This is a genomic window from Methylocaldum sp. GT1BB, assembly GCF_051027545.1.
In the GTDB taxonomy this organism is placed as follows: Bacteria; Pseudomonadota; Gammaproteobacteria; order Methylococcales; family Methylococcaceae; genus Methylocaldum.
Window position 1 is genome coordinate 703,876 of sequence record NZ_CP194902.1, and the last position, 13,988, is coordinate 717,863.

Below are 13,988 nucleotides of genomic sequence, written 5' to 3' on the forward strand. Positions count from 1 at the left end.
ACCCGTTCAAGTGATTTATTGTGCAGCGGAGAGCGCCATGCGAAACCTTCAAAGCACCTTGTCGCAATACGTCATGGAAAAGCCCTGGTTGAAGAGCTATCCGCCGGGCGTCCCGGAAACCATCGGCGAACCGCAATACTCTTCGCTGGCGCATTTTTTCGAAGAAATGGCCGCCCGCTATCGGGAACGGCCGGCACTTTCCAATTTGGGGCGGACTCTTTGCTATGCCGAACTCGAGGAGCTGAGCCGGCATTTCGCCAGTTTCCTGAACCGACGCCTAGGCCTGGAACGAGGTGAACGGATCGCCATCATGCTGCCGAATGTCTCGCAGCAACCCGTTGCCTTATGGGGCGCGCTGCGCGCCGGGCTGATCGTCGTCAACACGAATCCCCTCTACTCCGCCCGCGAATTGGAACATCAACTCCAAGACTCGGGGGCAGCAGCCCTGGTGATGCTCGAGAATTTCGTCCCGGCAGTAGCGGCCGCGCTTCCAAGATTAAAGCTCAAGGCGATCATCATTTCCGGACTCGGCGACCTGCTGCGGTTTCCCCGCTCCTATCTGATCAACTGGTACGTGCGCCTGTTCAAAACGGGAAACCCCGGCACCCACATCAGCGAGGCCGTCTCCTTCAATACGGCCCTGCAGGAAGGCAGCCTGCTTTCTTTCGAAAGGCATGATCTGAAACTGGAAGACGTCGCCTTTCTCCAATACACCGGAGGCACCACCGGCATCGCCAAAGGGGCCATGCTGACGCACCGCAATCTGCTTGCGAACGTGGAGCAGTGCACCCAGTGGATTGTCGGCGGACTTCCCCCGGAACGAGCGATGGTCAAAGGCGAGGAAGTCGTGATCACCGCGCTGCCGCTCTACCACATCTTTGCCCTGACCGTGGATTTGCTGTGCTTCACCGAACTGGGTGGGTTGAACTATCTCATTACCAATCCGCGAGACCTGCAAGGTCTCATTAAGATGCTCGGCAAGGTGCGTTTCAGCGTCATAACCGGCGTCAACACGCTCTTCAAGGGATTGCTCAACACGCCCGGCTTCGACGAACTGGATTTCAGCTCGCTCAAGTTCGTCATCAGCGGCGGCATGCCGACCGAGGAAGCCGTGGCGAACCGCTGGCAGCAAGTGACCGGCTGCCCGATCACCGAAGGTTATGGCTTGACCGAAACCTCTCCCGTGGTTTCCGTCAATCCGCCCGGATTGACGGAATTCAACGGCAGCATCGGGCTTCCCGTGCCATCCACCGAATGCAGCGTTCGGGACGACGACGGACGTCCGCTGCCGGTCGGGACGGCTGGCGAGCTGTACGTGCGCGGACCGCAGGTCATGAAGGGTTATTGGAACAGCCCGGACGAAACCGAAAACGTCATGACGCCGGACGGGTGGCTGCGTACCGGGGACATCGCCCGGATGGACGAAAACGGATTCTTCTATATCGTGGACCGCAAGAAGGACATGATTCTCGTCTCGGGCTTCAACGTTTATCCCAATGAACTCGAGGCCGTCTTAAGTACCCACCCGGCTGTTCGGGAGTGTGCCGCGATAGGCGTGCCGGACGACAAGACCGGAGAAACGGTCAAGGTTTTTATCGTGCGCAAGGACGAGAGCCTGGATGCGGACACCGTCCGCCGCTACTGCCGTATGAACTTGGCGGCCTACAAGGTGCCTAAGTATATAGAATTCCGCGACGAACTCCCGAAGAGCGCCGTAGGCAAGATTCTTCGCCGCGAGTTGCGGAAACTGACTTAACAATACGACACGCAGCACGTTCCTTTAATTCCCGCTGCGTCTAAGAATTTCGGATGACACGGCCGATTTAGGCGGCCACAGGCGATACGCCGCCATTTCTGTATTTAATTGTTGTTTCCGTTTCGGAGATCGAGCGATCTCCTGTCCTTTGTGGCGTTTCCTGTCAGGAGGCAGACCATGAAAAACGTTGTCATCGCCGGCTACTGCCGCTCGCCGTTTACCCCGGCCAAGAAAGGGCAGCTCAGCGGCATCCGCCCCGACGAATTGGCCGCGCAAGTGGTGAAAGCCTTGTTGCGCAAAACCGGCGCCAAACCCGAAGACATCGAGGATTTGATCCTCGGCTGCGCCTTTCCGGAAGCCGAGCAAGGCTTCAATTTGGGCCGTCTCGTGGTATTCCTGGCCGGTCTCCCGCAGTCGGTCGCAGGCACCACCATCAACCGGTTCTGCGGCTCGTCCATGCAGGCCATACACCAGGCGGCGGGAGCCATTCAACTGAATGCCGGCGAGGCGTTCATCTGCGCCGGCGTCGAATCCATGAGCCGGGTGCCGATGACGGGCTTCAATCCGATGCCTCACCCCAGGCTTTACCAGGAATATCCGCAAGCCTACATGAGCATGGGGGAAACCGCGGAAAACCTGGTCGAGCGGTACGGCATCAGCCGCGCCGATCAGGAGCGCTTCGCCTTCGACAGCCAGCGCAAAACGCGGGAAGCCAAAGCCGCAGGCCAATTCGACGACGAACTGATCCCGATCGAAACACCCGACGGCACCGTAACGGAGGACGGCTGCCCACGTCCCGAAACCACTCCGGAGGGCTTGGCCGGTCTTAGACCTGCCTTCAGGGAGAACGGCGTGGTCACGGCCGGAACCTCTTCGCCCCTCACCGACGGCGCCGCCGCGGTCCTGGTCTGCTCCGAGGATTACGCGGAACGCCACGGACTCGAACCCCTGGCGCGCGTCAAGAGCATCGCGGTGGCCGGCTGCGCCCCAGAGATCATGGGCATAGGTCCGGTCGCCGCGAGCCGCAAGGCGTTGCAACGCGCAGGGCTCGCTCTCGAGGACATCGATATCATCGAATTGAACGAAGCCTTCGCGGTCCAGGCGCTGGCGTGCATCCGTGAACTCGGCATCGACGAGAGCAAGCTCAATCTCCACGGCGGCGCCATCGCCCTGGGCCATCCGCTGGGCGCGAGCGGAGCCCGCATCACCGGAAAAGCGGCGTCGCTGCTGAAAAAGGAAAAGAAGCGCTACGCCCTGGCGACGCAGTGCATAGGCGGCGGACAAGGCATCGCGACGATTCTGGAAGCGGTTTGAACTTTGAAAAGGCGGGCCTCGGATGGCCCGTCTCCAAGTCAAGTGAGGCCGACATGATGAAAATAGAAAAAATGGCTGTCATCGGCGCAGGAGTCATGGGATCGGCTATCGCGGCCCAGGCCGCCAACGCCGGCGTCCCGGTTTTGTTGCTGGACATCGTGCCCGAAGGCGCAACGGATCGGAACATGGTTGCCAAGAACGCCTTGAAGAAGCTTCAGGAAACCGATCCGCCCCCGTTGATGCACCGCAAGAATCTCGCGCGGATCACGCCCGGCAACATCGAGGACGATCTCGAAAAACTCGCCGAGACCGATTGGATCGTCGAGGCGGTAATCGAAAAACCGGACATCAAGCACAGGCTCTACCGCAACCTGGACAGTGTCCGCAAATCCGGTTCCGTCGTTTCCTCCAACACCTCCACCCTCCCACTCGCCGAGCTCACGCGGGACATGCCGGAGAATTTCCGGCGCGACTTCCTGATCACTCACTTCTTCAATCCGCCGCGCTACATGCGGCTGCTGGAAATCGTTTACGGCCCCGAAACCCGGCCCGATGCGCTAGCCGCGCTGGTCGACTTCGGCGACCGGCGGCTCGGCAAGAGCATCGTGCATTCCAACGATACGCCGGGCTTCATCGCCAACCGCATCGGCATCTTCTGGCTGCAGCTGGGGCTCCTGGAAGCCTTGCGCCTAGGGCTCACCGTCGAGGAAGCCGACACCGTCATCAGCCGTCCGTTCGGCATCCCGAAAACCGGCATATTCGGCCTGCTCGACCTGGTCGGTCTCGATCTCGTCCCCCACATCGTTCCCGGCATGGATCGGGCGCTTCCGCCGAACGATCCGTTCCACGCCATCAGCCAAGTGCCGGAACGGGTGACGCGGATGATCGCGGAAGGCTATACCGGACGCAAAGGCAAGGGCGGATTTTATCGCTTGAACCGGGCTGGAGGCGGAAAGATCAAGGAAGCTCTCGACCTCCAAACCGGCACGTACCGGGTCAGCACCAAACCGGAACTCGCCAGCATCGCGGCGATGAAAGCGGGCGGCTTGGCCGGGCTGCTGCAATTCCACGACAAGACCGCCGAATACGCCCGGAGCGTCATGGCCCAGACCCTGGCTTACGCCGCCGAGGTGGCGCCGCACGTCGCCGACGATCTGGAATCGGTCGACCGCGCCATGCGGCTGGGCTACAACTGGCAGTACGGCCCGTTCGAACTGATCGACCGGATCGGCGACGAAAACCTGGTCCGGATGCTCGAAGCCATGGGCAAGCCCGTGCCAGATCTGCTCCGACACGACGGACCGCTTTACCAAGTCGTCGACGGGCGGCTGCACGGGCTTGCATTCCCCGGCACGGGCGGGACCAAGCCCACTCTACGAGCGGTGAACCGGCCACCCGGCGTCTTGCTGCTGGCCGACGTCAAGCGGCGCAGCAAGCCTCTGACGAAGAATCCTTCGGCGAGCCTTTGGGACGTGGGCGACGGCGTCGTCTGCCTGGAATTCCAGAGCAAGATGAACACCTTCGATCCTCTGGTGCTCAAGCTGGTCCACAAGGCTGTCGACATCGTGCGGAGCGATTACCGCGCGCTGGTGATTTACAACGAAGCCGACAATTTCTCCGCCGGAGCCAATCTCGGGGTGCTGCTCTTCGGCGTCAACATCGCGCTGTGGCCGGAAGTGGAGAGCATGGTCAAACAGGGCCAGGAGGCGTTCAAGGCACTCGAATACGCGCCCTTCCCCGTGGTCGGCGCGCCCTCGGGAATGGCCCTCGGCGGCGGATGCGAAATTCTGCTCCACTGCGATGCCGTCCAGGCTCATGCCGAATTGTATATGGGGCTGGTGGAAGCCGGCGTCGGCGTGATTCCCGGCTGGGGCGGCTGCAAGGAGATGCTGCTGCGCGCCTTCGCCGACAAGAAATCTCCCCAAGGCCCGATGGCGCCGGTCGCCCGCGTCTTCGAAACCGTCAGCGTCGCCACTGTGTCGAAATCGGCCCAGGAAGCGAAAGACCTTCTGTTCCTGCGCCCCACCGACGGCATCACCATGAACCGCGACCGGCTGCTGTTCGACGCCAAGGAAAAGGCGCTGGCGCTGAGCGAAAGCTACGCGCCGCCCGAGCCGCCGGTCTTTTATCTCCCAGGGCCTTCGGGCAAGGCCGCGCTGGACATGGCCATCGGCCAGTACCGGCGGCTCGGCAAGGCCACGGCCCACGACGCCGTTGTCGCCGGAGCCTTGGCCGATGTACTCACTGGAAGCGATACCGACATCAGCAAGCCATTGTCCGAAGACGATCTCTTGGCATTGGAGCGGCGCGCCTTCATGGACCTGGTCAAGCGAAAGGAAACGATCGCCCGCATGGAACACATGCTGGAAACCGGCAAGCCTTTGAGGAACTAGCCATGGCCACCTACAAAGCACCCTTGCGCGACATGCGCTTCATCTACCACGAGTTCCTGGCCGACCAGCACTTGGAGGACATGCCCGGCATGGAGGACGTGCCGCCCGAGCTGGTGGATGCGGTCCTGGAGGAAATGGCCAAGGTGGCCGAAAACATTCTGTTCCCCCTCAACCGGAGCGGCGACGAGGAAGGCTGCCGGCTCGAGAACGGCGAGGTGCACACTCCGCGCGGCTTCAAGGACGCGTATCAGCGCTACCGGGAAGGCGGCTGGCCGGGGTTGACCAGCCGCCCCGAATACGGCGGGCAGGGACTTCCGGAAACGGTCTACGTGCTGACCTCGGAAATGATGTCGGCCAGCAATCTGTCCTTCGCCATCTACACCAAGCTGACCCACGGCGCCTATCAGTTGCTGCTCAAGACGGCCTCGGAGGAGATCAAGAATCTTTATCTTCCGAACATGGTGGAAGGACGCTGGACCGGCACCATGTGCCTGACCGAGCCGCAATGCGGCACCGATCTCGGCCTGCTCCGCACCAAGGCGGTTCCGCAAGCCGACGGCACTTATCGGCTCACCGGCAACAAGATTTTCATTTCGGGCGGCGAGCAGGATCTCAGCGAAAACATCATCCAGATGGTCCTGGCGCGCGCACCCGACGCCCCGCCTGGGGTCAAGGGCATAAGCCTGTTTCTGGTGCCGAAGTTCCTGGTCAACCCGGACGGAAGCCTCGGACCTCGCAACCGCATCTTCTGCACGGCCATCGAGCACAAAATGGGCATCAAGGGCTCGAGCACATGCAGCCTGAGCCTCGAAGACGCCACCGGCTATCTGATCGGAGATCTCCATAAAGGACTCCGCGCCATGTTCGTGATGATGAACAGCGCCCGCCTCGAAGTCGGATTGCAGGGGCTGGGGCTCGGCGAAGTGGCCTATCAAAATGCCGCGGCCTATGCCAAGGAGCGCTTGCAAGGCCGCGCCCTGACCGGCCCGAAAAATCCCGAAAAGCCGGCCGATCCGCTCATCGTCCATCCGGACGTGCGGCGCATGCTCTTGACCATGCGGGCCTATACCGAGGGTATGCGGTCGATGTCGGCCTGGGTGGGCGCACAACTCGACAAGGAAAACCGGCACCCGGACCCCGGAATCCGCCAGCAGGCGGAGGACTTCGTCGCCCTGCTGACGCCCGTAGTGAAGGCCTTCTTCACCGATCTCGGGTTCGAAACCGCCAATCTGGCCATGCAGGTATACGGCGGGCACGGCTACATCCGCGAACACGGCATCGAACAGTTCGTGCGCGATGCGCGCATCGCCCAGATCTACGAGGGCGCCAACGGCATCCAGGCCCTGGATCTGGTCGGACGCAAGCTGCCCGCGCACGCCGGACGGTATTTGCGCAGCTTCTTCCACCCGGTCCAGCGTTATCTCGACGAACGCGCCGGACAAGCTCAACTGGCCTTCGTCACCGAACCGCTGGCCAAGGCGTTCGGCCGGCTGCAACGCGCGACGGCCTTCATCGCCGAGCGCAGTCTCGCCGATCCCAACGAGGCCGGCGCCGCAGCCTATGATTACCTGCATCTGTTCGGCTTGACCACCATGGCCTATTGCTGGGCGCGCATGGCGGAAATCGCCCAGCAAAAAATCAAGGACGATACGACCGGCTTTTATCAGGCCAAGCTCGATACAGCCCGCTTCTTCATGGAGCGCATCTTGCCCAGAACCTCGGGGCTCTTTTCCGCCATTCTTTCCGGCAGCGGGAGCATCATGGATTTCAAGGACGAGGCGTTTTAGACCGAATCCGGAACCACTCCACGTCACTTTGACGATACAAACGCCCTGGAACTGTCTAAGAAAGGTTACCCTTTGGACAGTTCTAAGGCGCATGAAACGTGAATCTTTTTCCGAAATCAGGGTGTTCTGTTATGCCGGCTATCGCGGCGACGAAGAACCGCGGCGGATGTTGATCGACGACCGCAAAGTCAAGGTGGAAATCCTCAACCGCTGGACCACGCCGGAGCACCGCTACTTCAAGGTGCTCGGCGACGATTGCCACATCTACACCATCCGCCAGAACGATCGGGACAGCCGGTGGGAACTGACTTTGCTGCACTAAGCAGGAAATGCTGCCGACAGCGCCACTGTTTGTAGTTTGTAGGATGGGTAGAGCGAAGCAAAACCCATCGATGGTGGGTTAGGCCGCGAGGCCGTAACCCGCCGAGCGACCTCGGACCTGTCCTGAGCCAAGTCGAAGGGTCGGTGGGTTACGCTCCGCTAACCCACCCTACGATCAATGCTCTCGATCCGCGGCGGAGAATGGAACTCCTCAGAACTTGATGACTGCGTCGATAGCGAATAAAAGCTGATCGCTTTTCTTGCGCGCGTCGTAGTTGTCTATTCCGTCAGCCCAGTCGTATCGGACCTCAGGGCGAACAGCGACCCAGTCCAGCGGTTTCCAGTTCAAGCCAAGGGTAACGCCGTAATAGCTGGCGGGTCCGGAAGCAAGAACGGCGCAGCCGGGACACATTTGTGCAACCCGCACGCCGTCGTCATCGCGGAACCACTCGCCCCTCAATCCCACGCCCACGGTATCGGTGACATCGTAGATCAGCTGCTGCTGAATGCCGTACCACTGAGCGTCCTTGAAATTGTTCAAAGGATGCTGTTGCTCTATACCGTGATCGTGCTGGAAGACATAGTGCACGTGATCGGTGAAATTCTGTTTGAAAACGAAACTGTAGAAGGTGCGATTGTCCTTTTTGTCGATGCCCGTTTCCCGGCGAAAATCGTCGAGGTCGTTATCGGCGTTGACATCCCCGGTGATGATCGAGAGTCCGACCGACGTAGCCTTATCGTCGGTATTCCAGAAAACGCCGCCCAGAAAATTCCAGTTCTCCATATTCTTGTCGAAACCGTCCCAGCCCGCATTGCCGTCCAGCGATCCGCCGAACTGATTGTGTCCTCCGGTGACGGCCCCGAGGGTGACCAACAGATTGCTGACGACCGGGTAGGTGAACATGGCCCCGGTATGAGTAAAGGGTTCGCCGTACTGGAAGGTATACGGGTGGGAATAAAAGAAGTTGTCCGGAGACAAACCCGTTTCATAGCCCATGATGGTATAGAAACGGCCCAGCCGTGCCGTGATTCCGTTGCCGAACGGCGCGAACACGTCGATATAGGCGTTGGGAAGCGCGATTTTGTAGAACCGCGTGTCGTCGCCGATCAAGTCGTTATCCCAGTGGCCGTCGCCGTAGGCGTTGATCGTATTGGTCCGGGCGTCGGTACCGAACATGAAAGTCACCTTTCCGCCCACGTCCCAATCGCTGCCCTCGACGTTCACGGTTCGGGACAAGTCCACCACCAACTGATTGAGCTGAAACTCGCCGGCCCGATCGTTGAAGATCACGGGACCGTTGTAGTTGTCCGCCGGATCGTTGGCGTTGTAGGTAATACCCGCGTCTATCCAGCCGGTCAGGGTCAGCCCCAGGGATTTCATCCAGGCTGATTCGTTGATGACCTTTAATCCCCCCAATAAACCGGATGTCTCTTCTGCCCGGCTCGGGTCACCGATACTCATCAGCCCGCCCGCGATGAGTGCCAGATGACGCTTCGATTTGATGTTTTTCATGAGTTCAGGCTCCTGTGTTTCTTGCGCTTAAACAGCGGAGCCCTGTGAGTCGTCGAAAGACTATAAAAGCACGAAGTGCGCCATACCTCTTAAAAAAACAATAAACAACGTTGGTCTTCCCGGATCGGCTGAACGGACATCTGCTTCCGGCAGCAATGAAAGACTCTGGGCGATAGCCGAACCCGGCTTTTCCGCACCATTTCGGAGCACAAGACCGACCTCTCGCCCCGAAATCGGTCCAAATCGCGCGCAATTCAGTTCCGAATCTTGCCGAAGCCGCTGAATTCGAGGCTGGCACGCATCCTGCTGGTTCTCGTTCGTAACGAGAGGTGCGCCATTCGGCGGCACCGTTCACAAATGGCGACTAGGGTTCCGGCCCCTCCGCTCGGGGGCGTCTGGTCCGAGAGTTTCCGGCCCCGTGGCTCGCGGGGTTACACGGCGGGATAAAAGCCCGGGAGGTCGTGACGGTTCGTAAGAACCGGTTCGCCCTCTCGCCGTGTAATTTCCGAAAAGGAGCCCCGTGATGTCGTCCCCATTCGCTCATGCCTTGCGACGTTTTCTCGCTTTCCCGGCCTTGATCGGCCTTCTTCTGCTTCCCCTGCCGTCTCCTGCCGAGGTCAAGATCGGCGTCAGCGACTGGCCGGGCTGGGTCGCCTGGTACGTGGCCGAAAAAAACGGCTATTTCAAAAAGCACGGCGCCAAAGTCAAACTGGTTTGGTTCGCCAACTACACCGATTCCATTTCCGCGTTGTCGGCCGGCCAGCTGGACGGCAATTGCCAGACCTGGTCCGACACCATGGCCCCTCTGGCAAAGGGCATTCCGCTCAAGGCCATACTGGTCAACGACAATTCAGCCGGCAACGACGCCCTGATGGTCAGCCCCAAGATCAAGAGCTTCGCCGACCTCAAGGGCAAAAAGATCGCGCTGGAGCAGTTCAGCGTCTCCCATTTCCTGTTGGTGACCGCGCTGGCCAAGAACGGCATGACGCAGGCGGACGTCGAGATCGTCAACCTGTCCGCCGGCGACGCCGCGGCGGCCTTCCTGAGCGGTCGTGTCGACGCCACCGTGGTATGGAACCCCTGGGTCAACAAGATCGAGCTGTCGGGCAAGGGAAAAGCGCTGTTCAGCTCCAAGGACATCCCCGGACTGATTCCCGACCTCCTGGTCGTGCAGGAAAAATCCCTCGCCGCCCACCGCAAGGATTTCCTCGGCATGATCGAGGCGTGGTACGACGTCGAAAAGTTCATCCGCGAAAATCCTGACCAAGCAGTCAAGATCATGTCCAAGGTCGTCGGCCTCAAGACCGACGAGTACAAGATTTTTCTGCCCGGCACCAAGTTCTTCGCCGAGGCCGATAACCTCGAAGCCTTCGGCCCGCCCGACCAATCCCGGTCGCTGCTGAACGTAGCGCCCGCCATTTCCGACTTCCTGCTCGACAACCGGCTGATGGAAGGCACCGTGGACTTCACCCAGGGCGTGGACGGCTCGCTGATAAAAGAAGTTGCGGACAAGAAATAGGTAACAGCCCGCCTCCGCCGGGGAGGCTCCACGTTTTCTTAACGGCTTCAATCGAGGAAAGAGAATGGCAGCTCAATGCGACAGCGGCATCCCGAACCCGCGCCAGCGATGGTGGGCGATACGGGGACAGATCGGCCGCCGCGAATATCTGATCCTCGCGCTGCTGGGCCTCTTGGCCCCGCTGGCGGCGTGGTGGGGTCTGGCCCACAGCGGCTGGGTGGACAAGGTGTTCATGCCGGCGCCGGAAGAAGTGGTTACCCGGATCTACGGCTGGTTCGCCGAGGACGACCTGCTGGGCGACATCTGGATCAGCGTCTACCGGGTGACGGCCGGGTTCGCCATCTCCGCCGTGCTGGCCTTGCCGCTGGCGCTGCTGATCGGCACTTATCGGCCGCTGCAGGCGCTGTTCGAACCGCTCACCGATTTCATCCGCTACATGCCCGCGGTGGCCTTCATTCCGCTGGTGATGCTGTGGGTCGGCATCGAGGAGAGCGCCAAGATCGCCATCATCTTCATCGGCACTTTTTTCCAGATGGTGCTGATGATGGCCGAAGACATCCGCCGCGTGCCCATGGCCCAGATCGAGGCAGCGCAGACCATGGGCGCGACGCGCGGCGAACTGATCCGGCTGGTGATACTGCCGTCGGCCAAACCGGCGCTGCTGGACACGCTGCGCGTCACCATGGGCTGGGCCTGGACCTACCTGGTCGTGGCCGAGCTGGTGGCCGCCAATTCAGGATTGGGCTTCGCCATTCTCAAGGCGCAGCGCTTCCTGCAAACCGACAAGATCTTTGCCGGCATTCTCCTGATCGGGCTGTTCGGGCTGCTGATGGACCAGTCGTTCCGCTGGCTGCACCGCAAGAGTTTCCCCTGGCTTTACTTCAAGTGATCAACATGACGGCCAAGATCGAAATCAGACGAGCCAACAAGCTGTTCGACACCGGGGGACGGCACATCGCCGCGCTCGAGAACGTCGACCTCGACATTCGCGCCAACCAATTCGTCACCCTGGTGGGGGCTTCGGGCTGCGGCAAGTCCACCCTGCTGCGCAGCATTGGGGGCCTGGAGGACCTCAGCTCGGGCGAAATCCGGGTGGACGGCCGGCCGGTGTCCGGCCCCGGAGCCGAGCGCGCCATGGTGTTCCAGCATTACAGCCTGTATCCGTGGCTCACGGTACGCGAAAACATCCGCTTCTGCCGCTCGCTCAAGATCAAGCGCGAAGAGATCACTTCGGCCGACGTGGAAATCGCTTCCGGACGTACCGACGCCTTGATAGGGCTGATGGGGCTCGCCCCGGTCGAAAACGCCTATCCCAACCAGCTTTCCGGGGGCATGCAGCAGCGCGTGGCCATCGCCCGCGCACTGATGAACCGGCCGGACATCCTGTTGATGGACGAACCGTTCGGCGCGCTCGACGCACAGACGCGCGAAGTGATGCACGATCTCATCCTGCATGTGTTCGCGCTGGAAAAGCCCACCATCGTGTTCGTCACCCACGATGTGGAAGAGGCGATCTATCTCGGCGACCGGGTGGTCCTGATGGCGCCCCGTCCCGGACGGATCGACTCGATCTACCAGGTTCCGCTGCCGCCGGAACGCGAGCAGGACATGAAGCTATCTCCCGAATTCACCGAGCTGAAACGGGAAATCCTGTCCCGCATCCGCGCCACCTCGGGGATGCAAACCGACCGCGGAATGCTGGAAAAACTCACGGCCACGGTAAGACCGGGGGCCGCCGCATGAGCGCAGCCGGTTCCGACGCGAGCTATGCGGCCAAGAACGGCGGCGCTTCTTTTGTGTTCATTTTTCGATGATGAGAGGTCAAGCATGACGATCACCTTCACCCATGACCGAGTCCTCTGGGAAGAGACGGTTCCCGGCGGCAATCACTGGTCCGGCCTGCTGCGGCGCGGTTCGGCGCTGCGCCTCACCGACCTGGATGGCGGCGCCAACGTCTCGGCGCTGTTCTACAACCAGGAGGAGAAGCTCGAACGCTACAACATGCCGGATACGCTGAAGGCCCAGCACACCGCCTTCCTCACCGCCGGCCACGTGTGCTACTCCGACATGGGCCGGGTGCTGTGCTCGATCATCCACGATTCGGTCGGCTGGCACGATACCGTGTGCGGCACCAGCGACAACGCGTCGATTCTGGACAAATTCGGCACCGCCACTTTCCAGACCCACCGCAACGACATGTACCGCAGCGGCCGGGACGGCCTCCTGATCGAACTCGGCAAATGGGGCTTGGGCAAGCGCGACCTGGCCGCCAACGTCAATTTCTTCAGCAAGGTGACGGCGGATGCGGACGGCGGACTTCGCTTCCATTCCGGGCACAGCCGGGCCGGCGACGCGGTCGATCTGCGCTTCGACATGAACGTGCTGGTGGTGCTTTCGACCGCACCGCACCCGCTGGACCCGAACCCGGAATACCGGCCGGCCGCGGTGAAGCTGACCGCCTGGCATGCGGGGCCCGCCGGCGAAAGCGACCTCTGCCGCACCTCGTGCGAGCAGAACCGGCGCGGTTTCATCAATACCGAGCGTTTCTACGCCTGCTAGGAGGACACCCATGTTGATCGAAAGCACACTCGCCCCGGAAAACGCCGTTCTCGACGAAACTTGCCCGGCCGGAGAACCATGGACCGGGTTGGTGAAGAAAGGCCAGATCTTTCGCATCCTCGACCTGGAGGGCAACCAGGCGGTGGACACGCTGTTCTACAATGCCCATGATCCCGAAGAGCGCTACAGCGCCGTGGATACCATCCGCCGCCAGGGCAATCTTTATCTCGGGGTCGGTTCGGTTTTGTATTCCAGCGAGGGGCGGCCCATGCTGACCATCGTCGCCGACACCTGCGGCCGCCACGACACGCTGGGCGGCGCCTGTGCCGCGGAAAGCAACACTGTGCGCTATGCTCTCGACAAGCGCCCCATGCACAGCTGCCGCGACAACTTCCTGCGTGCCCTGTCGCACTGCGACTGCGCCCGTCAGCGCGCCATGAGCAAGCGCGACATCACCGCCAACATCAATTTCTTCATGAACGTGCCGGTAACTCCCGAAGGCGGCCTGAGCTTCGCCGACGGCATTTCGGCACCCGGCAAATATGTCGAGCTGCGCGCCGAGATGGACGTGATGGTGCTGATTTCCAACTGTCCGCAGCTCAACAACCCGTGCAACGCCTACAACCCGACGCCGATCCGGCTGCTGATATGGAACGGATGAGCGACCGCGCCGGGACTTTTCCCATGTTGCCGAAGCATCGCGCCAGCCATGAGGCACCCAGCCTCGGGGCATGCCATCAACCATGATTCGATTCACCGCGGGACGACCCGTGGCTCGTGAAAACGGCGGGACGGCCCGCCCCCCATCCTGAAAGAGCAAGAACAC

At 61.1% G+C, this 13,988-nt stretch carries 11 protein-coding genes and 1 riboswitch; of the genes, 10 read left to right on the forward strand and 1 reads right to left on the reverse strand.

Going from position 1 to position 13,988, the window contains the following annotated elements; translation table 11 throughout:
• The first annotated feature begins 37 nt into the window (after positions 1 to 37).
• The 5 genes from ACR2TX_RS04395 (at position 38) to ACR2TX_RS04415 (ending at position 7,572) form a co-directional block, all read left to right on the forward strand.
• Positions 38 to 1,756: an AMP-binding protein gene (locus ACR2TX_RS04395; RefSeq protein ID WP_205780789.1), complete on the forward strand. Its 1,719-nt coding sequence runs from the start codon at positions 38 to 40 to the stop codon at positions 1,754 to 1,756.
• Between the two features lie 177 nt (positions 1,757 to 1,933).
• A complete protein-coding gene (locus ACR2TX_RS04400) occupies positions 1,934 to 3,070 on the forward strand; it encodes a thiolase family protein (RefSeq protein ID WP_434131301.1) in 1,137 nt (378 codons plus the stop codon).
• A 53-nt stretch (positions 3,071 to 3,123) separates the two neighbouring features.
• Positions 3,124 to 5,463 carry a 3-hydroxyacyl-CoA dehydrogenase NAD-binding domain-containing protein gene (locus tag ACR2TX_RS04405; RefSeq protein ID WP_434131304.1) on the forward strand — a complete coding sequence of 780 codons (2,340 nt, stop codon included), beginning with the start codon at positions 3,124 to 3,126 and terminating at the stop codon, positions 5,461 to 5,463.
• 2 nt (positions 5,464 to 5,465) lie between these two features.
• Positions 5,466 to 7,250 carry an acyl-CoA dehydrogenase C-terminal domain-containing protein gene (locus ACR2TX_RS04410; protein ID WP_434131306.1) on the forward strand — a complete coding sequence of 595 codons (1,785 nt, stop codon included), beginning with the start codon at positions 5,466 to 5,468 and terminating at the stop codon, positions 7,248 to 7,250.
• A 91-nt stretch (positions 7,251 to 7,341) separates the two neighbouring features.
• Positions 7,342 to 7,572, forward strand: coding sequence for a hypothetical protein (locus ACR2TX_RS04415; RefSeq protein WP_086134707.1), 231 nt, complete (start codon positions 7,342 to 7,344; stop codon positions 7,570 to 7,572).
• Positions 7,573 to 7,782: 210 nt separating this feature from the next.
• Here ACR2TX_RS04415 and ACR2TX_RS04420 read toward each other — a convergent pair whose 3' ends face one another.
• On the reverse strand, positions 7,783 to 9,084 hold the full coding sequence (locus ACR2TX_RS04420) for a porin (protein ID WP_434131308.1): 1,302 nt from the start codon (positions 9,082 to 9,084) through the stop codon (positions 7,783 to 7,785).
• A 353-nt stretch (positions 9,085 to 9,437) separates the two neighbouring features.
• Positions 9,438 to 9,544: riboswitch (guanidine-I (ykkC/yxkD leader) on the forward strand.
• 63 nt (positions 9,545 to 9,607) lie between these two features.
• On the opposite strand from ACR2TX_RS04420, the gene ACR2TX_RS04425 reads away from it, so the two are divergent.
• From ACR2TX_RS04425 to ACR2TX_RS04445, 5 genes are all read left to right on the forward strand, one after another.
• Entirely contained in the window at positions 9,608 to 10,603 is a 996-nt protein-coding gene (locus ACR2TX_RS04425; RefSeq protein WP_434131310.1) for an ABC transporter substrate-binding protein, read from the forward strand.
• A gap of 64 nt (positions 10,604 to 10,667) precedes the next feature.
• Positions 10,668 to 11,492, forward strand: coding sequence for an ABC transporter permease (locus tag ACR2TX_RS04430; protein WP_434131312.1), 825 nt, complete (start codon positions 10,668 to 10,670; stop codon positions 11,490 to 11,492).
• A 5-nt stretch (positions 11,493 to 11,497) separates the two neighbouring features.
• Positions 11,498 to 12,346, forward strand: a complete 849-nt coding sequence (locus tag ACR2TX_RS04435) for an ABC transporter ATP-binding protein (protein WP_434131315.1) — start codon at positions 11,498 to 11,500, stop codon at positions 12,344 to 12,346.
• 84 nt (positions 12,347 to 12,430) lie between these two features.
• The gene (locus tag ACR2TX_RS04440) at positions 12,431 to 13,162 is read left to right on the forward strand and encodes an urea amidolyase associated protein UAAP1 (protein WP_434131317.1); all 732 of its coding nucleotides are present in this window, start codon (positions 12,431 to 12,433) and stop codon (positions 13,160 to 13,162) included.
• A gap of 10 nt (positions 13,163 to 13,172) precedes the next feature.
• Positions 13,173 to 13,823, forward strand: a complete 651-nt coding sequence (locus ACR2TX_RS04445) for an urea amidolyase associated protein UAAP2 (RefSeq protein ID WP_434131319.1) — start codon at positions 13,173 to 13,175, stop codon at positions 13,821 to 13,823.
• The last annotated feature ends 165 nt before the right edge of the window (positions 13,824 to 13,988 follow it).

Bases quoted from the DNA above. Each gene is read 5' to 3' on its own strand.
- ACR2TX_RS04420 (WP_434131308.1), bottom strand. From the start codon at position 9,084: ATGAAAAACATCAAATCGAAGCGTCATCTGGCACTCATCGCGGGCGGG.
- ACR2TX_RS04435 (WP_434131315.1), top strand. From the start codon at position 11,498: ATGACGGCCAAGATCGAAATCAGACGAGCCAACAAGCTGTTCGACACC.
- ACR2TX_RS04440 (WP_434131317.1), top strand. From the start codon at position 12,431: ATGACGATCACCTTCACCCATGACCGAGTCCTCTGGGAAGAGACGGTT.
- ACR2TX_RS04415 (WP_086134707.1), top strand. From the start codon at position 7,342: ATGAAACGTGAATCTTTTTCCGAAATCAGGGTGTTCTGTTATGCCGGC.
- ACR2TX_RS04410 (WP_434131306.1), top strand. From the start codon at position 5,466: ATGGCCACCTACAAAGCACCCTTGCGCGACATGCGCTTCATCTACCAC.
- ACR2TX_RS04405 (WP_434131304.1), top strand. From the start codon at position 3,124: ATGATGAAAATAGAAAAAATGGCTGTCATCGGCGCAGGAGTCATGGGA.
- ACR2TX_RS04430 (WP_434131312.1), top strand. From the start codon at position 10,668: ATGGCAGCTCAATGCGACAGCGGCATCCCGAACCCGCGCCAGCGATGG.
- ACR2TX_RS04425 (WP_434131310.1), top strand. From the start codon at position 9,608: ATGTCGTCCCCATTCGCTCATGCCTTGCGACGTTTTCTCGCTTTCCCG.
- ACR2TX_RS04445 (WP_434131319.1), top strand. From the start codon at position 13,173: ATGTTGATCGAAAGCACACTCGCCCCGGAAAACGCCGTTCTCGACGAA.
- ACR2TX_RS04400 (WP_434131301.1), top strand. From the start codon at position 1,934: ATGAAAAACGTTGTCATCGCCGGCTACTGCCGCTCGCCGTTTACCCCG.
- ACR2TX_RS04395 (WP_205780789.1), top strand. From the start codon at position 38: ATGCGAAACCTTCAAAGCACCTTGTCGCAATACGTCATGGAAAAGCCC.